This window comes from Salinivibrio sp. VGrn1 (assembly GCF_009377995.1).
GTDB classification, from domain to species: Bacteria; Pseudomonadota; Gammaproteobacteria; order Enterobacterales; family Vibrionaceae; genus Salinivibrio; species Salinivibrio siamensis.
In genome coordinates this window covers 115,140-131,871 of sequence record NZ_SATA01000007.1, presented here as the reverse complement: position 1 = coordinate 131,871, position 16,732 = coordinate 115,140, and the positions used below count along the sequence as shown (strand labels likewise).

Here is a 16,732-nt window from a genome sequence, read left to right as displayed (position 1 = left end):
AGGGTAGCCAAGGCTACCCTTTCTTTTTCGTCGCGACCCGCTTTCTATTAATGATAAAACCAACGCATGTCTCATACCCTCTTCATTGCTGATTTACACTTAAGCCCGACGCGGCAAGATATCACTGACTGCTTCGAACGATTTATGAAGCAAGAGGCGATAAATGCCGACGCCCTGTATGTTCTGGGGGATTTATTCGAGGTTTGGATTGGTGATGACGACAACAGCCCGTTTCATCGACAGATTAAAGCGGCGTTTTCCGCGGTGACTGAGCAAGGCGTGCCAGTGTACTTTATTCATGGCAATCGTGATTTTTTAATTGGCCAACGCTTTGCTAGAGAAACCGGCGTAACGCTGTTAAGCGAGCTTGAGTGCATCGATTTATATGGCACCCCCACCCTGATCCTGCACGGAGATACCTTGTGCCTCGAGGATGTTGATTATCAGGCATTTCGACGCAAAGTCCACCAGCGCTGGTTGCAGCGACTATTTCTGAGCCTACCACTGACGTGGCGCCGCAAGATTGCGGCCAAAATGCGCGCGGGCAGTGCCAATGCCAACCAACAAAAGTCAACCTCCATCATGGATGTCACGCCGCAAGAGGTGCAGCGCCAGTTGGATAACGCCAATGTACGCCATATGATTCACGGCCACACCCATCGCCCTCATATCCACCAGTGGCACCAACACGGCACCGAGTACCGACGTATTGTGCTAGGCGATTGGTATCAACACGGCTCTGTGTTGGTGTGCAATGAACAAGATTGTGACTTGCAAACCCGCGACTTTACCCATTTTTAAACCGTTCAGCGACTGGTTAAGAGATAGTTATGCAAACTGATTTATGCCCTTGTTGCAGCCATAAACCCTATCAAGATTGCTGCGCGCCCATTCATCAGAACCCCGCCAATGCTATCCATCCGGAGCAATTGATGCGTGCACGTTACAGCGCACACCCCAAAGGCTTGGTGGATTTTATTGTTGAGACCTACCACAGTGAATGCGGCGCCGAATCGTTTCGTGATGACATCACCAACATGACCCAGCACCAGTGGCAGTCGCTCGAGGTCGTAGATAGCGAGGTGTTGCAACAAGGTGAACTTGGCTTTGTCACCTTTAAAGCCCACTTTATCGCGCACGGCCAGCCCCAATCTCTGCATGAGCGCTCTCGTTTTGTCAAAGAGACGATCGATGGACAGCGTCAGTGGCGATATATCGATGGTGTGTTTCCCGGCCATGTCAAAGCGGGGCGCAACGATCCCTGCCCGTGTGGCAGCGGACGTAAGTTTAAAAAGTGTTGCGGCTAGTTTCTTTCACCCTCTGACCAAAAGCTGGTCAAAAATCAATCAAGAATTCTTTTCCTTGGTCGATACTGATAGTAAGACCAGAGGAGGATGAATCATGAATTGGCTCGGCAATCTCAGTCCCGTGTATCGCACACCACATGCACCGCCAACTAAAGTATGGGCAATTCGAAAACAAGCCCATATTGAAGAGCGCAAGCAGCGTCGCTTAGATGACCCATCGGATCACCATGCGTCGCCGCAGGCCGAAAAAGAGAGCGCGCCACGCAAAAAAGATGATGGCTCGCTGGATGTTTATGTCTAGGCGTCGCCGCTTGTCATGCTAGGCGGTGAAAAAATCTCCATGTTTGTAGTTGCAATCTAAGCTGACTTTGATATTGTCAAAAAAGAAACGAGATTGACCAACGTAAATGGACATCAAAAAATGACTTCATCGCTAATGACAATGCATCACCACCATCATCCTGACTAGTCTTTCGGGAGGAATGGTTTCGACTGGAAGACGAGTAAAAAGCGCTTCCGTCGGTCATTAGCCAGCTAACAGATTCAGACCCTCGGGAGCACCGTCTTCCGAGGGTTTTTTCTTTTTTAGCTTTTCATTTTTAGACAAGGAAGCACACATGCAAACACAACGCTTACGTATCGCCATCCAAAAAAAGGGCCGCCTCGCCAAGGAGTGCCAAGAGCTGCTTAAACGCTGCGGGGTAAAAATCAATTACACCGGTGAGCGTTTAGTGGTCCACGCCGAAAACATGCCCATCGATCTGCTGCTGGTCCGTGACGATGATATCCCGGGCCTTATCATGGACGGCGTGGTTGATTTAGGGGTGATTGGCGAAAACGAATTAGAAGAAGTACGCCTTGAGCGCATCAAGCTGGGCGAGCCGAGCCAATATCAACTGCTGCGCCGACTCGATTTCGGCGGCTGCCGTCTCTCTATCGCCCTCGATAAAGACCAAAGCTATAACGGTCCACAAGATCTGGCCAGCCAACGGATTGCCACCACCTACCCCAATATTCTCAAAGCCTATATGGACAAACAGGGGGTAAACTTTAGCACCTGTATGCTCAATGGCTCCGTCGAAGTCGCGCCGCGTGCGGGACTAGCCGATGCGATTTGTGACTTAGTCTCAACCGGTGCCACCTTAGAAGCCAATGGCTTGAAAGAAGCCGAAGTCATATTCCGCTCAAAAGCGGTATTGATCCAGCGTGAAGGCAGCTTCAGTGAAGAGAAAACCGCATTGATTGAACGCTTGCTCACCCGCATGCAAGGTGTCATCCAAGCCAAAGAGTCCAAATACATCATGCTCCACGCGCCCAGCGAAACCTTAGAGCAAGTGGTCGAGCTACTCCCCGGCGCGGAAGATCCCACCATCTTACCATTAGCCCACGAAAAGAGCCGTGTCGCGGTGCATTTAGTCAGTACCGAAAATCTGTTCTGGGAAACCATGGAAAAACTGAAGCAGTTGGGTGCAAGCTCAATTTTGGTCCTGCCGATTGAAAAGATGATGGAGTAAATCACGATGCGTACTGTGGTCTGGAAATCACTCGGAGAATCACAAAAAGAAGGCTTAATGCGCCGTCCGGCTATCACAACCGGCGCGCAAACCCAAGCCAGTGTCAGCGAGATCATCGCCGATGTCCGTGAGCGGGGAGATGAAAGCTTAAAAGCATTGACCCAAAAGTTCGATGGTGTCGAACTCGATAGCATCAAACTCGACAAAGCGACCTTGGCCGACGCCGAAGCGCGCTTGGATGAAGATATCAAGCTATCCCTGCGCCAAGCCTACGATAACATCAGCACCTTTCACCGTGCGCAAAAAGCGCAGCCATTGAAAGTCGAAACCATGCCGGGGGTGGTGTGCGAATCCATTACCCGCCCGATTAACCGCGTGGGGCTGTATATTCCTGGCGGTAGCGCTCCCTTGCCCTCGACCGTATTGATGTTAGGCGTGCCCGCACAAATTGCTGGCTGCCGAAAAGTAGTGCTGTGTACCCCACCGCCGGTGGCCGATGAAATCTTATACTGTGCCAAACTGTGTGAGATTGATGAAATTTATACCCTGGGCGGCGCACAGGCGGTGGCGGCGATGGCCTTTGGCACTCAAAGCGTGACCAAGGTGGATAAGATCTTTGGCCCGGGTAATGCCTATGTCACCGAAGCCAAACGTCAAGTGAGCCTTGCCGCCAATGGCGCGGCCATGGACATGCCTGCCGGCCCCTCGGAAGTGTTAGTGATTGCCGATGCCGGCGCGGATCCAGACTTTGTTGCCGCCGATTTACTCAGCCAAGCGGAGCACGGCCCCGATTCGCAAGTGGTGCTGGTGACCCCGGCGCCAGAGATGGCAGAGAAAGTGGCGGATGCGGTGCAGCAGCAGTTAACCACGCTCAGCCGTGCGGAAATTGCCAAGCAAGCGCTGGGCAGCAGTGTGATTATTATTGCCGATACTCTCACCCAATGCGTGTCGATTTCTAACCGCTATGGGCCGGAGCACTTGATTGTGCAAACCCAACAACCAAGGGATTTGTTACCCCTGTTGGATAATGCTGGCTCGATTTTCTTGGGCGCATACTCGCCCGAGTCTGTGGGCGATTACGCCTCGGGCACGAATCACGTGCTCCCCACCTATGGTTATACGCGCACCTACAGCAGCCTTGGGCTAGCCGACTTTACCAAGCGAATGACGGTGCAAGAGCTTAGCGACACCGGTTTGCAAACACTGGGCCCGACAGTGATGCGTATTGCCGAAGCAGAAGGCTTGGATGCACACCGCCAAGCAGTCGAGATTCGTCTCACTAAGCTGCAACAAGCTCAAGCTTCGGAGGATCCATTAGTATGAGCATCGAAAAACTCGCCCGTGAGCAAGTACAAGCGCTTACTCCCTATCAGTCAGCCCGCCGCATTGGCGGTAGCGGGGATGTTTGGCTCAATGCTAACGAGTCACCCTTTGACAACGCTTACACCGTAAGCGGTCAGGGACTCAATCGCTACTCCAGCTGTCAGCCCAATGCATTGATCAATGCCTATGCGGATTATGCAGGCGTCGAAACGAACCAAGTCATCACCACTCGTGGCGCCGATGAAGGGATTGATTTGTTGCTGCGTGCCTTTTGCGAGCCAAACCAAGATAGCGTGCTGATTTGTCCACCTACCTATGGCATGTATGCGGTCAGTGCGGAAAATCAAGGGATCGCCACCACCCAAGTGCCGCTCACCGCCGACTGGCAGCTGGACATGGCAGGTATTGATAGCGCATTGGAGGCAGATGCCAACATCAAGCTTATCTTCGTGTGTAGCCCCAATAATCCGACCGGCAATCTGATTAACCGCGACGACATTGAGGCGCTACTCACCCGCACTCAAGATCGCGCGATTGTGGTGCTGGATGAGGCCTATATTGAATTTAGTCCAGAAGCGACCTGCACCGACTTGCTCGCACGCTTTGAGAATCTGGCTATTTTGCGCACCCTATCCAAAGCGTTCGCTCTGGCGGGACTGCGTTGCGGCTTTACCCTCGCCAGCCCCGCTATTATTAACTTGATGCTTAAGGTGATCCCGCCGTATCCCGTGCCGGTACCGGTGGCAGAGATTGCCGAGCAAGCGCTCTCCGAGGCCGGTTTGGCGCGGATGAAATATCAGGTTTTGGACTTGACCGCCAACCGTGCCTACCTGCAAGCCGGCCTTAGTATGCTGCCGGGCGTTGAGGTACATCCGGGCTTTGGTAATTATCTACTCATCACGCTGGATGATGCCGACGCGGTGTTCGCACGTTTAGGACGTGCAGGCATGATTGTGCGCCAGACCGCCGTGGCCAACAGCTTGCGTATCAGTATTGGTAACCGTGACGAATGTGAAAAAGTGTTGGCCTTTATCCGCCAGCAACTCAGTGAATAAGGACAACCACTGTGAAAGACAAGATTTTATTTATTGACCGTGATGGCACCTTAATTGTGGAGCCGCCTGAAGACTATCAAGTGGATCGCCTCGATAAATTGGCCCTTGAGCCGGGCGTGATCCCTGCATTGCTGAGCCTGCAAGCGGCGGGTTACACCTTGGTGATGGTGAGCAACCAAGACGGCTTAGGGACCGAGAGCTTCCCGCAAGCGGACTTTGATGCGCCACACAACATGATGATGGCGCTGTTTCGCTCGCAAGGGATCCATTTTGAAAACGTACTGATTTGCCCGCACTTTGACAGCGATGACTGTAGCTGCCGCAAGCCCAAATTAGGCTTGGTGAAAGACTATCTGCAGCAAGGCCGGATTGATTTCGCCCAATCGGCTGTGATTGGCGATCGCGACACCGATATCACCTTAGCGAACAATATGGCGCTACAAGGCATCAAATATCAACGTGACGTGATGGGCTGGTCACAGATTGTCGAGCGTCTCACCCAGCAGCCGCGACTGGCCAGCGTCACTCGCACCACCAAAGAAACCGATATTCAGGTGGATGTTAACCTGGATAAGAGTGGCGGCAGTCGCATTGAAACCGGACTGGGCTTTTTTGATCACATGTTGGATCAAATCGCCACCCACGGCGGCTTTCAGCTCAACGTTCGCGTCAAAGGCGATTTGCACATCGACGACCACCACACCATTGAAGATACCGCCCTCGCGTTGGGCGACGCACTCAAACGGGCGCTGGGAGATAAACGCGGTATTGGCCGCTTTGGCTTTAGCCTGCCGATGGATGAATGCTTGGCGCAATGTGCATTGGATTTGTCCGGACGCCCCTATTTGAAATTTGAAGCCAGCTTCCCACAGCCACAAGTGGGCGATATGTCTACCGAGATGGTGGGACACTTTTTCCGCTCATTGACCGACACCTTGGCCTGTACCCTGCATCTGACGGTGTCGGGCGAAAACACCCACCACTTGGTGGAAAGCTTATTTAAAGCCTTTGGCCGCACCCTGCGTCAAGCCATCAAGGTCGAGGGCGACGCCCTGCCAAGCAGTAAAGGAGTGCTGTAATGCGCAAACAGACTGTCATTATCGATACCGGCTGCGCCAATGTCTCCTCGGTGCGCTTTGCTGTTGAGCGTTTGGGGTATCAAGCCACATTAAGCCGCGATCCAGACGTGGTGCTAGGGGCGGATAAGCTCTTTTTGCCCGGTGTCGGCACGGCCAGCGAAGCGATGAAAAACTTGACCGAACGCGGCTTGGTGGATTTAGTTAAGCAAGTGGAGCAACCGCTGCTGGGGATTTGCCTTGGCATGCAAATGCTAGGCACTTACTCGGATGAAGGCGACAGCCCGGTCGAGTGCCTCGGCCACATCCCCGCTCCCACCAAACTGATGGATACCGCGGGGCAGCCTCTGCCTCATATGGGTTGGAACCGGGTTGCCACCTTTAATGACCATCCTCTGTTCGATGGCATTGTCGCGGGTAGCCACTTTTACTTTGTCCACAGTTACGCGATGCCGGTCGGCGATTACACCTTGGCACAATGTCATTATGGCCATGCGTTCAGTGCAGCAATCAATCAAGGCAACTACTACGGGGTTCAGTTTCACCCTGAGCGCTCTGGCAAAGTAGGCGCGCGTTTGATTCAGAATTTTTTGGAGATGTAAGCAAGGATGATTATACCAGCACTCGACTTGATAGACGGCCAAGTGGTGCGCCTTTATCAAGGGGATTATCAGCAAAAAACCGACTACGGTTTTGACCCGCGTGAGCAGTTTGCACGTTACCATCAAGCAGGCGCGGACTGGTTGCACCTCGTGGATTTAACCGGTGCCAAAGATCCGACCGCGCGTCAGGTCGATTTAATCACCGAGATCTTGCAATCAACGCCTGCCAACATCCAAATTGGCGGTGGCGTGCGCACCGAAATGGACGTGATTGAGCTGCTGAATACCGGCGCGCAGCGCGTAGTGATCGGCTCCACCGCGGTCAAATCCCCCGATTTAGTCAAAGGCTGGATGCAAACCTACGGCCCTGACCGCATTGTATTGGCACTCGACATTCATATCGACAGCGACGGGACGCGACGCGTGGCGGTGTCCGGCTGGCAACAAGACTCCGGCGTCACCATTGAAGCGCTCCTCGACGATTATTTGTCCGTCGGGCTCAAGCATGTGCTATGCACCGACATTTCCCGCGATGGCACCTTACAAGGCAGTAATGTGGCGCTTTACCGCGACTTGTGTCAGCGCTATCCGAGCATTGCGTTTCAATCATCAGGCGGCATTGGCAGTCTCGAAGACATTCGCGCCTTACGCAACACTGGCGTCGCAGGCGTGATCGTCGGCCGCGCCCTACTGGAAGGCAACTTTAGCGCAGAGGAGGCGATCGCATGCTGGCAAAACGGATAATTCCTTGTTTGGACGTCCGCGACGGACAAGTGGTGAAAGGCGTGCAATTTCGCAATCACGAAATCATCGGCGATATCGTCCCGCTCGCAAAACGCTACGCCGAAGAAGGTGCTGACGAGTTGGTGTTTTATGACATCACCGCCTCCAGTGACAGCCGGGTGGTCGATAAAAGCTGGGTTAGTCGCGTCGCGGAAGTAATTGATATCCCCTTTTGCGTCGCCGGTGGAATTAAATCCGAAGCCGATGCCCAACAAATCTTGGAATTCGGCGCGGATAAAATATCGGTTAACTCACCGGCCTTGGCCGACCCAAGTTTGATCACGCGGCTGGCCAATAAGTTTGGCGTGCAGTGCGTGGTGGTCGGGATTGATTCTTTCTTCGATGAAGCGACCGGGCAATATCACGTCTATCAATTTACTGGCGATGAAAGCCGCACTCAGGCCACGCCTTGGCAAACCGCTGCCTGGGTTGAGGAAGTCCAACAGCGAGGCGCAGGCGAAATCGTACTCAATATGATGAACCGCGATGGCGTGCGCCAAGGCTATGACTTAACCCAACTCAAAATGGTGAGAGAGCGCTGTCAGGTGCCCCTGATTGCCTCCGGCGGTGCGGGGGAAATGTCGCATTTCGCCGACGCCTTTTTACAAGCGAATGTCGATGGCGCGCTGGCCGCCTCGGTGTTTCACAAGCAAATCATCGCGATAAGCGAATTAAAACAAACATTAAAGCAACAAGGGATCGAGGTAAGAGTATGACGGCGACGTGGGTAGAACGTATCGATTGGGAGAAAAACGCCGGCTTGGTGCCTGCGATTATCCAACACAGCGATAGCGGCCAAGTATTGATGCTGGGCTACATGAATGCCGATGCACTGAACGCGACGCTCGAAACCGGTCGCGTCACCTTTTGGTCGCGCAGTAAATCGCGTCTTTGGGTAAAAGGCGAAAGCTCCGGCCATGTATTAAGCCTTGAGCACATTGCACTCGATTGCGATCAAGACACCTTGTTGGTCACGGCGACACCACACGGGCCCACCTGTCACCTCGGCACGACCACCTGCTTTGACAGTGATAATAAACCACCACACACGGGGCCCGGCTTTTTGTCGAGCCTAGAGCAAGTGCTTGCCAGCCGCAAAGATGCCGCGCCTGATGACTCTTACACCGCAAGCTTATTTGCCAAAGGCACCAAGCGTATCGCGCAAAAAGTGGGGGAAGAAGGGGTCGAAGTCGCCCTCGCTGCCACGGCAGGCGATAAAGCCGAGCTATTAAACGAAAGCGCCGACCTGCTCTATCACCTGTTGGTATTGCTGCAAGACCAAGAGCTTAGCCTCCATCAAGTGACCGAAGTCCTCGCCTCTCGCCATCAAGGCTAACGACCACGCACGTTAGCGTAAACAAGGCCCCTTCAAAGCGCCGCCCACATGCGGCGCTTTGTGTGACGCAAGTTATCTCACTCGCAATTTAAGAGATAATACACGCCTTTGATTGACGCCCATCCCATGCGAAAATACGTTTGATGCATGATCAAATCATTCGCAGATAAACGAACGCAGGCACTATACTCAAAGGGAGCGTCAAAGAGGTTCCCTGCCGAGCTGGCGGTACGTGCGGCAAGAAAGTTGGAGTATATCGATCTCGCCACACAACTCGATGATCTCACGGTACCGCCCGGTAATCGCCTTCACGCTTTGTCAGGAAACAGACAAGGGCAACATGCAATAGCGATAAACAAACAGTGGCGCATTTGCTTTCGTTTTGAAGACGGTGACGCGTATGACGTCGAGGTTTGCGACTACCACTAATGAGGTAACAGTGATGACGATTTTCAACACAGCTGGCATGCAACGCCAACCGACGCATCCTGGAGCCATGTTGCGCGAAGATTTTCTGCCCGATTACGACTTGAGCGTAGAACAATTGGCTGATGCTTTGGGCGTCTCTCATCAATCGATGACTGCCGTATTGGATGAGCGTAAAGCCGTGAGCCCGGAGCTGGCGCTTCGTCTCGCACGTCTGTTTGGTAACTCGCCTGAGTTTTGGCTCAATGCGCAAAGGGCCGTTGATCTTTGGGAGGCGTCGCAATCAATTAAACACGAGGTAGCAAAAATAAAACCGCTTGATGTCGCTTAATCGCGCGTCATAGCCGTAGCAGATCGCCAAATCCTGCTCAGATCAGTTAAACTGCCTGTATTCCCGACAGTTAGTGACAAGGCGTCCTATGTTTAACGGCAAATCCATTCTGATCACCGGCGGTACTGGTTCTTTTGGTAAAAAGTACGTCCGCACCCTGCTTGAACGCTATCAACCACGCCGCCTCGTGGTGCTCTCTCGCGATGAGCTCAAGCAATATGAAATGCAGCAAACCTTTAACGCCCCTTGCATGCGCTATTTTATTGGCGATGTGCGTGATGGCGATCGTTTAATGCAAGCGATGCAAGGCATTGATTATGTGATTCATGCTGCTGCGCTCAAGCAGGTACCTGCCGCCGAATACAACCCGATGGAGTGTATCAAGACCAACATTCACGGCGCAGAGAATGTGATTCGTGCCGCGATTGCCAACGGAGTCGAAAAGGTGATTGCGCTCTCGACCGATAAAGCCGCCAGCCCCAATAACCTCTATGGCGCCACCAAACTGTGTTCAGATAAATTGTTTGTCGCCGCTAACAATATGACCGGGGGCCAAAAGACACGTTTTTCGGTGGTGCGCTATGGCAATGTGGTCGGCTCGCGCGGCTCTGTGGTGCCTTTGTTTAAGAAAAAGGCAGCGGAAGGCGCGGATCATTTGCCCATTACCCATCCTGAAATGACCCGCTTTTGGATTACCTTGCAACAAGGGGTGGATTTTGTGCTGAAAAACTTTTCGCGCATGTATGGCGGGGAAATATTTGTTCCTAAGATCCCATCAGTTCGTCTGACGGATCTCGCCAGCGCCTATGCCCCAAACACACACGTCAAGGTGATAGGCATTCGCCCCGGCGAAAAAATGCATGAAGTGATGTGTCCGGCTGACGATGCGCATCTGACGCTCGAATTTGCCGACCATTACGTGATTTGTCCCACCATCAAGTTCTACGATGCCGATGATGACTATCGAGAAAATGCGTTGGGCGAAAAAGGACAGCCCGTGCCAGAGGGCTTTGAGTATCAATCAGGCACTAACCCAGATGTGTTAACCGTCGAGGCCATTTTGCAACTCGACACCGAGCAGTAAAGGAGTATGGCGTTGATCCCATACGGAAAGCAGCATCTTAGTGAGCAAGACTATGCCGCTGTGCTTGAGGTGCTAAAAAGTGATTATCTGACGCAAGGCCCGCAAGTTCCGGCTTTTGAAGCCGCCGTCGCCGAACTCACCGGGGCTGCGCATGCGGTCGCTGTTAATAGCGCCACATCTGCCCTGCATCTCGCTTGTCTGGCGTTAGGGTTAGGCCCAGGCGATCGTTTATGGACCTCGCCCATTACCTTTGTCGCGTCAGCCAATTGTGGTCGATACTGTGGTGCCGAAGTGGATTTTGTCGATATCGACCCGCACACGCGTAACCTATGCCCTCAGCAGCTCGCGAAAAAACTGGCGCAAGCGGCTGCTACTTACACCTTACCCAAGGTGCTGGTGGTGGTACATATGGCCGGTGCCAGTGCACCAATGGCTGAGATTGCCGCGCTCGCTAAGCGTTATCAGGTGGCCATTATTGAGGATGCGTCACATGCGATGGGCGCACACTATCAAGGCGCGGCAGTGGGTGGGTGCCAGTACAGCGATATTAGCGTGTTTAGTTTTCATCCGGTCAAAGTGGTTACCGCGGGAGAAGCCGGGGTTGCCACCACCCAACGTGCTACATTGGCGAAAGCGCTGCGTCAGTTGCGTAGCCACGGGATCACCCGTGATGCAGAAGACAGCCACGCTGCCCTGCCACCTTGGGGGTATGAACAGCATGCATTGGGGATGAACTATCGCCTCTCGGATATTCATGCCGCGCTTGGCCGTTCACAATTAACCCAGCTTCGTTCCTTTATTGCCAGACGGTTTGCACTCGCTGAACGCTACCACCAAGCGCTGGCGGATTTGCCCGTTAAGCAACCCATTTTAGATCCTGAGTCGGCATGGCATTTGTATTTGATTGAGCTTGAGCACGCCGACACACGCCGCACCGTTTTTGAGGCAATGCGTGTGCAAGGCATTGGCGTGAACGTGCACTATATTCCTGTGCATACGCAACCTTACTATCAGGCACAGGGCTTCCAGCCCGGAGACTTCCCGCTTGCCGAGCAGTATTACGCGCGGGCACTCACTTTGCCGCTTTACCCCGATTTAACCGAGCAACAGCAAGATACAGTGATTGCTGCGCTACAAAAAGCCATTGAGGATGCGTGACCGATGAATGTATGTATTATTCCCGCCCGCGGTGGCAGCAAACGCATTCCGGGCAAGAACCTCAAACGGTTTAACGGGGCGCCCATTATTACTTATGCCATTGCGACAGCACGTCAAAGTGGACTATTCGATCGCGTCTTGGTTTCCACCGATTGCGAGGACATTGCTAGTGTGGCGCGCGATGCAGGGGCTGAGGTGCCTTTTGTGCGCCCCGCCGAGATTGCCGGCGATCACGCTACGACCTTGGATGTGCTTGAGCATGCTATCCAGTGGCTCAACCCGTCGCCAGAGCAAACGCCTTTGCACGCGGTATGCTGCCTGTATGCTACCACCCCCTTTGTCACCTCGGATGACTTGCGCCAAGGCTTAGCGTTACTGGACGGCGACACCGTCAAATACAGTTTTGCCGCCACCCGCTACGCCTTTCCGATTCAGCGCAGTATTCATGTCGATGCCGATGGCAGTGTCAGCATGTTATGGCCGGAGCACTTCACTACGCGCTCACAAGACCTACAACCGGCGTACCACGATGCGGGAATGTTTTACTGGGGCACGCCAAGTGCGTTTTTAGCGCGCGAGCCGGTTTTTGCGCCCCACTCGAAAGCTGTGTTGATCCCTCATTACCGCGTGCAAGACATTGATGAGCCGGATGACTGGCTACGCGCTGAGCTAATGTATCAACTGTTGGAGCAACAGGCCTTGCTATGAGCCATATTGCCATTCGAGTCGATGCCTCCCAAGCGATAGGCACCGGGCACGTCAGCCGCATGCACGTGTTGGCTAGCATGCTACAAGCGTCGGGTCATCAGGTAACCTTGGTATGTCGCGACCTGCCCGGCAATTTGATAGCGGTCAGCCATGAACAAGGCTTAACGGTGGCGGTGTTGCCTGCCCCAAAAAACTCGCTCAGCAACACCGATTGGCTTGGTGTGAGCCAGCAGCAAGATGCCGAAGAGACAACCGCATACGTGGCTAACCAGCCGGTGGATTTGATGGTAGTGGACCATTACGCCCTCGATGCCCACTGGGAACAATCGATTCACACCCAATTGGGCTGTCCGGTGATGGTGGTTGATGATTTAGCCAATAGGCCCCACGATTGCGCGTTTTTGCTCGATCAAAACCCTTGGCCTGACCTGACTACGCGCTACGCGTCACAGCTTTTAAATCCACAGACCCGATGCTTGTTGGGGCCTGACTATGCACTATTGCGTCCAGCATTTGCCGCCTTACATCAGTCTCCGCCGCCGCGAGAAAACAAGGTGATCGCCTTTTTCTCCGGCACGGATCCGACCGGTGAAAGCGTCAAGCTCGTGGACGCGGTGAAACACCTAGAACAAGAGCAGAAGCTCGAGAGGCTGCCTTTTTCGCTATTAATTGTCACCGGACGGCGTAACCCAGACCGCGACGCATTGTGTAAAGCGTCTGTCTCCGATGGAGTTCGTGTGGTGGAAGCACTGTCGGACTTTGATGCCCACATGGCACGGGCACGCTACGCATTTGGAGCCGCCGGCGTTACTGCCATTGAGCGCAGCTGCTTGGGAGTGCCTAGTACCTTGGTGTGTGTGGCGGAAAACCAACACGCCATGGCCGAGTATCTCGCCGGACAGCCGGGCTATCAATACTTAGGACGCGGTGAGCACACCCGCTGGCAAGATTACGCGTCTGCACTGCAGCATCTTGCGGCAAACTGGCATCAGCTTCCTATCTTGCCAGCGATCACTGATGGAAAAGGCGCAGAGCGTGTCGTCGCAGCCTTGGAGCATGACTTATGCAACTGATTTTTAGCGCGGTGACTCACGCGGACAGTGACACTTTATGGCATTGGCGCAATCGTCCCGCTGTCCGCCAGTTTATGTACACCCAACATGAAATTAGCCATGATGAGCACCAAGCATGGTTCAGCCATATGCTCGCCAACACACACCGTTATTTCTATATCGTCTACAAACGCGTAGACGACCAATCGGAGAAGCCACTTGGCGTGGTCAACCTTGACCTCGATAGCGGGAATAGGACAAGTGCGACCTGGGCTTTTTACGCCGCCCCCGATGCACCACGTGGCAGCGGTGCGCTCATGGAGTTTGGCGCATTAAGCTTAGCATTTGAAACCTTGGGCGTGACCCAATTGAACTGTGAAGTGCTCAGTCATAATCAGGGAGTGGTTCGGCTGCATCAACGCTTTGGCTTTCGTGAGACGCCGCAAAGTCGGCAACGCACCTTTTCCCTACCTGAGGGAAAAACAGTCGAGATTGTGTGCCTGTCTTTGTCCGCTGATGAGTGGCAGCAAGGCGCCAGCGCCCTTCAAACCAAACTGAATATCGACGCGGTTTATGAACAAAGACATTAAGATTGCAGGCCGTTTGATCGGCCCCCAGCATCCTCCCTATATCATTGCCGAAATGTCGGCGAACCATAATGGTAGCCTTGAGCTTGCCAAACAAACCATTTCCATGGCCAAAGCCTGCGGTGCCGATGCGGTCAAAATGCAAAGCTATACCGCCGATACCATTACCCTTGATTGCGACCACGATGAGTTTCAGATCAAAGGCGGACTGTGGGATGGTTATAATCTCCACCAGCTATATCGCTGGGCACAAACCCCGTTTGAGTGGCACAAGCCGTTATTTGATCACGCGAGAAAAGAGGACATTACTCTATTCTCTTCTCCCTTTGATTGCTCAGCGATTGACTTGCTCGAGGATCTTAACGCACCCGCCTATAAAATTGCCTCGTTCGAGGCGATTGATTTGCCCTTGATTCGGTATGCCGCGCAAACCGGTAAACCGATGATCATCTCAACCGGCATGGCTGACGAGACAGAGATCGCCGAGGCGGTGGCGACCGCCCGTGATAACGGCTGTCGTGAGCTGGTGTTGCTTCATTGTATCAGCGCCTACCCTGCGCCGATTGAACAGAGCCATCTGCGAACCATTCCAACCTTAGCCACCCGCTATCAAACCTTGGCGGGCTTATCCGATCATTCGCTGACCAACACCGCCGCGATCGCAGCCGTCGCACTCGGCGCGTGCGTGATTGAAAAACATGTGATGCTCTCTGAAGATTCGGGAGGTCCGGATGCTGCTTTCTCGCTTACGCCACCGGCACTCAGTGCGCTTTGTGAGCAAACCCACGCGGCGTGGCGAGCGTTAGGACAAAGCGCTCTAACCACACGAGAGGCCGAGTCTAGCAACCGGCAATTTAGGCGCTCTCTGTACGTCTGTGAGGATATCGCGCCCGGTGAGCCACTGACGCCCGCTAATGTGCGCAGTATTCGCCCTGGCTTTGGGTTGGCACCGAAACACTATGATGCCGTGCTCGGAAAGCGCGCAACACGCGCGTTAACCAAAGGCACCGCATTGTCGTGGGAAGATATCGAAGACTAGCTGGAGCATATTCATAAAAAAACCCGGCAACTGAGCCGGGTTTCGTTTCTCACTGAGAATCAGTGATTACATCTGCTTGACCATCTCGTCAGCAAACTCAGAACATTTACGCAGGCTCGCGCCTTCCATCAAACGTTCAAAGTCATAGGTCACTGTCTTATTGGCGATGGTTTTTTCCATTGACTTGATCACCAAGTCAGCCGCTTCAAACCAGCCCATATGACGTAGCATCATTTCTGCAGACAGAATGAGTGAGCCTGGGTTCACCTTATCTTGACCAGCGTATTTCGGCGCCGTGCCGTGGGTCGCTTCAAACAGCGCCACACCGTCACCAATGTTGGCACCCGGGGCAATACCAATACCGCCAACCTGCGCGGCAAGCGCATCAGATACGTAGTCACCGTTCAAGTTCATGGTGGCAATCACATCATATTCCGCGGGACGCAGCAGAATTTGCTGCAAGAAGGCATCCGCGATGGAGTCTTTGATGGTGATTTGTTTGCCAGTCTTTGGATTTTTCATCGTCATCCACGGACCGCCGTCCAGCAACTCGGCGCCAAATTCTTCTTTGGCCACTTCATAGGCCCAATCTTTAAACGCCCCTTCGGTAAACTTCATGATGTTACCTTTGTGGACGATAGTCAGTGAGTCACGGTCGTTATCGATGGTGTACTCGATAGCGGCGCGAACCAGACGTTTGGTGCCTTCTTCTGAGATTGGCTTAATGCCTACACCGCACTGCTCAGGGAAACGGATTTTGTTGGCACCCATTTCTTCACGCAGGAACTTAATCACTTTATCCGCTTCGGCCGTGCCGGCTTTAAACTCAACACCCGCGTAGATGTCTTCTGAGTTTTCGCGGAAGATCACCATGTCAGTATCTTCTGGCTTTTTCAGTGGGCTAGGAACGCCAGTGAAGTAACGTACCGGACGCGCACAAATGTAGAGGTCGAGTTCTTGACGAAGCGCCACGTTCAATGAGCGAATACCACCGCCAACTGGGGTCGTCAGTGGCCCTTTGATTGCCACTTTGTATTCGCGAATAAAGTCGAGGGTTTCAGCTGGCAGCCACTGATCGTCACCATATACCTTGGTGGACTTCTCACCGGTGTAGATTTCCATCCATGAAATCTTACGCTCACCGTTATAGGCTTTAGCAACAGCTGCATCAACAACTTTGATCATTGCAGGGCTAACATCCATCCCGATGCCATCCCCTTCAATGTAAGGGATCACAGGGTGGTTAGGGACTACCAGTTTTGTGCCGTCGAGTGTGATCTTCTGACCTTCCGCCGGTACAACTACTTTACTTTCCATTTTAATCTCCTAGCGTCCATTTGTTATCTTTGTG

20 protein-coding genes and 1 other annotated feature are annotated in these 16,732 nt (G+C 53.3%); of the genes, 19 read left to right on the top strand and 1 reads right to left on the bottom strand.

The window, feature by feature from the left end; all coding sequences use genetic code 11:
* Positions 1-66: 66 nt before the first annotated feature.
* From lpxH to pseI, 19 genes are all read left to right on the top strand, one after another.
* On the top strand, positions 67-801 hold the full coding sequence (gene lpxH, locus EHW56_RS11650; protein ID WP_152795737.1) for a UDP-2,3-diacylglucosamine diphosphatase: 735 nt from the start codon (positions 67-69) through the stop codon (positions 799-801).
* A 29-nt stretch (positions 802-830) separates the two neighbouring features.
* Positions 831-1,307, top strand: a complete 477-nt coding sequence (locus EHW56_RS11645; protein ID WP_152795734.1) for a YchJ family protein — start codon at positions 831-833, stop codon at positions 1,305-1,307.
* A gap of 94 nt (positions 1,308-1,401) precedes the next feature.
* Entirely contained in the window at positions 1,402-1,608 is a 207-nt protein-coding gene (locus tag EHW56_RS11640) for a hypothetical protein (protein WP_046075342.1), read from the top strand.
* A gap of 143 nt (positions 1,609-1,751) precedes the next feature.
* Positions 1,752-1,890 (top strand) — a sequence feature (His leader region).
* A 34-nt stretch (positions 1,891-1,924) separates the two neighbouring features.
* Positions 1,925-2,821 (top strand): ATP phosphoribosyltransferase, encoded by an 897-nt coding sequence (gene hisG, locus EHW56_RS11635; RefSeq protein WP_077606935.1) that lies wholly within the window; start codon positions 1,925-1,927, stop codon positions 2,819-2,821.
* Positions 2,822-2,827: 6 nt separating this feature from the next.
* Positions 2,828-4,144, top strand: a complete 1,317-nt coding sequence (gene hisD / locus EHW56_RS11630) for a histidinol dehydrogenase (RefSeq protein ID WP_077578094.1) — start codon at positions 2,828-2,830, stop codon at positions 4,142-4,144.
* Between the two features lie 2 nt (positions 4,145-4,146).
* On the top strand, positions 4,147-5,199 hold the full coding sequence (gene hisC, locus EHW56_RS11625; RefSeq protein WP_172970024.1) for a histidinol-phosphate transaminase: 1,053 nt from the start codon (positions 4,147-4,149) through the stop codon (positions 5,197-5,199).
* Positions 5,200-5,210: 11 nt separating this feature from the next.
* Positions 5,211-6,278 (top strand): bifunctional histidinol-phosphatase/imidazoleglycerol-phosphate dehydratase HisB, encoded by a 1,068-nt coding sequence (hisB, locus tag EHW56_RS11620; protein ID WP_077662197.1) that lies wholly within the window; start codon positions 5,211-5,213, stop codon positions 6,276-6,278.
* Positions 6,278-6,877: an imidazole glycerol phosphate synthase subunit HisH gene (gene hisH / locus EHW56_RS11615; protein ID WP_152795730.1), complete on the top strand. Its 600-nt coding sequence runs from the start codon at positions 6,278-6,280 to the stop codon at positions 6,875-6,877. Before hisB ends, hisH begins: the two co-directional genes overlap by 1 nt.
* Positions 6,878-6,883: 6 nt before the next feature.
* Positions 6,884-7,621, top strand: a complete 738-nt coding sequence (gene hisA, locus EHW56_RS11610) for a 1-(5-phosphoribosyl)-5-[(5-phosphoribosylamino)methylideneamino]imidazole-4-carboxamide isomerase (protein ID WP_077667747.1) — start codon at positions 6,884-6,886, stop codon at positions 7,619-7,621.
* Positions 7,603-8,376: an imidazole glycerol phosphate synthase subunit HisF gene (hisF, locus tag EHW56_RS11605; RefSeq protein ID WP_152795728.1), complete on the top strand. Its 774-nt coding sequence runs from the start codon at positions 7,603-7,605 to the stop codon at positions 8,374-8,376. The genes hisA and hisF overlap by 19 nt, the downstream gene beginning before the upstream one ends.
* Positions 8,373-8,996: a bifunctional phosphoribosyl-AMP cyclohydrolase/phosphoribosyl-ATP diphosphatase HisIE gene (hisIE, locus tag EHW56_RS11600; RefSeq protein WP_046075334.1), complete on the top strand. Its 624-nt coding sequence runs from the start codon at positions 8,373-8,375 to the stop codon at positions 8,994-8,996. Before hisF ends, hisIE begins: the two co-directional genes overlap by 4 nt.
* A 147-nt stretch (positions 8,997-9,143) precedes the next feature.
* Positions 9,144-9,425 carry a type II toxin-antitoxin system RelE/ParE family toxin gene (locus EHW56_RS15705; RefSeq protein WP_046075333.1) on the top strand — a complete coding sequence of 94 codons (282 nt, stop codon included), beginning with the start codon at positions 9,144-9,146 and terminating at the stop codon, positions 9,423-9,425.
* A 13-nt stretch (positions 9,426-9,438) separates the two neighbouring features.
* Positions 9,439-9,753 carry a HigA family addiction module antitoxin gene (locus EHW56_RS11590; protein ID WP_046075332.1) on the top strand — a complete coding sequence of 105 codons (315 nt, stop codon included), beginning with the start codon at positions 9,439-9,441 and terminating at the stop codon, positions 9,751-9,753.
* 88 nt (positions 9,754-9,841) lie between these two features.
* The gene (pseB, locus tag EHW56_RS11585) at positions 9,842-10,837 is read left to right on the top strand and encodes a UDP-N-acetylglucosamine 4,6-dehydratase (inverting) (RefSeq protein ID WP_152795726.1); all 996 of its coding nucleotides are present in this window, start codon (positions 9,842-9,844) and stop codon (positions 10,835-10,837) included.
* Positions 10,838-10,849: 12 nt separating this feature from the next.
* Entirely contained in the window at positions 10,850-11,995 is a 1,146-nt protein-coding gene (gene pseC / locus EHW56_RS11580) for a UDP-4-amino-4,6-dideoxy-N-acetyl-beta-L-altrosamine transaminase (RefSeq protein ID WP_152795821.1), read from the top strand.
* A 3-nt stretch (positions 11,996-11,998) separates the two neighbouring features.
* Complete coding sequence (gene pseF / locus EHW56_RS11575) at positions 11,999-12,703, top strand: pseudaminic acid cytidylyltransferase (RefSeq protein ID WP_152795724.1); 705 nt, start codon at positions 11,999-12,001, stop codon at positions 12,701-12,703.
* Positions 12,700-13,776: a UDP-2,4-diacetamido-2,4,6-trideoxy-beta-L-altropyranose hydrolase gene (pseG, locus tag EHW56_RS11570; protein ID WP_152795722.1), complete on the top strand. Its 1,077-nt coding sequence runs from the start codon at positions 12,700-12,702 to the stop codon at positions 13,774-13,776. Before pseF ends, pseG begins: the two co-directional genes overlap by 4 nt.
* On the top strand, positions 13,767-14,345 hold the full coding sequence (gene pseH / locus EHW56_RS11565; RefSeq protein ID WP_152795720.1) for a UDP-4-amino-4,6-dideoxy-N-acetyl-beta-L-altrosamine N-acetyltransferase: 579 nt from the start codon (positions 13,767-13,769) through the stop codon (positions 14,343-14,345). Before pseG ends, pseH begins: the two co-directional genes overlap by 10 nt.
* Positions 14,329-15,381, top strand: coding sequence for a pseudaminic acid synthase (pseI, locus tag EHW56_RS11560; protein ID WP_152795718.1), 1,053 nt, complete (start codon positions 14,329-14,331; stop codon positions 15,379-15,381). The genes pseH and pseI overlap by 17 nt, the downstream gene beginning before the upstream one ends.
* 66 nt (positions 15,382-15,447) lie before the next feature.
* Here pseI and icd read toward each other — a convergent pair whose 3' ends face one another.
* Entirely contained in the window at positions 15,448-16,698 is a 1,251-nt protein-coding gene (icd, locus tag EHW56_RS11555; protein ID WP_077638817.1) for an NADP-dependent isocitrate dehydrogenase, read from the bottom strand.
* Positions 16,699-16,732: the final 34 nt, after the last annotated feature.

Excerpts from the sequence above, each read along its gene's own strand:
- lpxH (WP_152795737.1), top strand. The coding sequence starts at position 67 with ATGTCTCATACCCTCTTCATTGCTGATTTACACTTAAGCCCGACGCGG.
- EHW56_RS11645 (WP_152795734.1), top strand. The coding sequence starts at position 831 with ATGCAAACTGATTTATGCCCTTGTTGCAGCCATAAACCCTATCAAGAT.
- EHW56_RS11640 (WP_046075342.1), top strand. The coding sequence starts at position 1,402 with ATGAATTGGCTCGGCAATCTCAGTCCCGTGTATCGCACACCACATGCA.
- hisG (WP_077606935.1), top strand. The coding sequence starts at position 1,925 with ATGCAAACACAACGCTTACGTATCGCCATCCAAAAAAAGGGCCGCCTC.
- hisD (WP_077578094.1), top strand. The coding sequence starts at position 2,828 with ATGCGTACTGTGGTCTGGAAATCACTCGGAGAATCACAAAAAGAAGGC.
- hisH (WP_152795730.1), top strand. The coding sequence starts at position 6,278 with ATGCGCAAACAGACTGTCATTATCGATACCGGCTGCGCCAATGTCTCC.
- hisA (WP_077667747.1), top strand. The coding sequence starts at position 6,884 with ATGATTATACCAGCACTCGACTTGATAGACGGCCAAGTGGTGCGCCTT.
- hisF (WP_152795728.1), top strand. The coding sequence starts at position 7,603 with ATGCTGGCAAAACGGATAATTCCTTGTTTGGACGTCCGCGACGGACAA.
- hisIE (WP_046075334.1), top strand. The coding sequence starts at position 8,373 with ATGACGGCGACGTGGGTAGAACGTATCGATTGGGAGAAAAACGCCGGC.
- EHW56_RS15705 (WP_046075333.1), top strand. The coding sequence starts at position 9,144 with ATGATCAAATCATTCGCAGATAAACGAACGCAGGCACTATACTCAAAG.
- EHW56_RS11590 (WP_046075332.1), top strand. The coding sequence starts at position 9,439 with ATGACGATTTTCAACACAGCTGGCATGCAACGCCAACCGACGCATCCT.
- pseB (WP_152795726.1), top strand. The coding sequence starts at position 9,842 with ATGTTTAACGGCAAATCCATTCTGATCACCGGCGGTACTGGTTCTTTT.
- pseF (WP_152795724.1), top strand. The coding sequence starts at position 11,999 with ATGAATGTATGTATTATTCCCGCCCGCGGTGGCAGCAAACGCATTCCG.
- pseG (WP_152795722.1), top strand. The coding sequence starts at position 12,700 with ATGAGCCATATTGCCATTCGAGTCGATGCCTCCCAAGCGATAGGCACC.
- pseH (WP_152795720.1), top strand. The coding sequence starts at position 13,767 with ATGCAACTGATTTTTAGCGCGGTGACTCACGCGGACAGTGACACTTTA.
- pseI (WP_152795718.1), top strand. The coding sequence starts at position 14,329 with ATGAACAAAGACATTAAGATTGCAGGCCGTTTGATCGGCCCCCAGCAT.
- icd (WP_077638817.1), bottom strand. The coding sequence starts at position 16,698 with ATGGAAAGTAAAGTAGTTGTACCGGCGGAAGGTCAGAAGATCACACTC.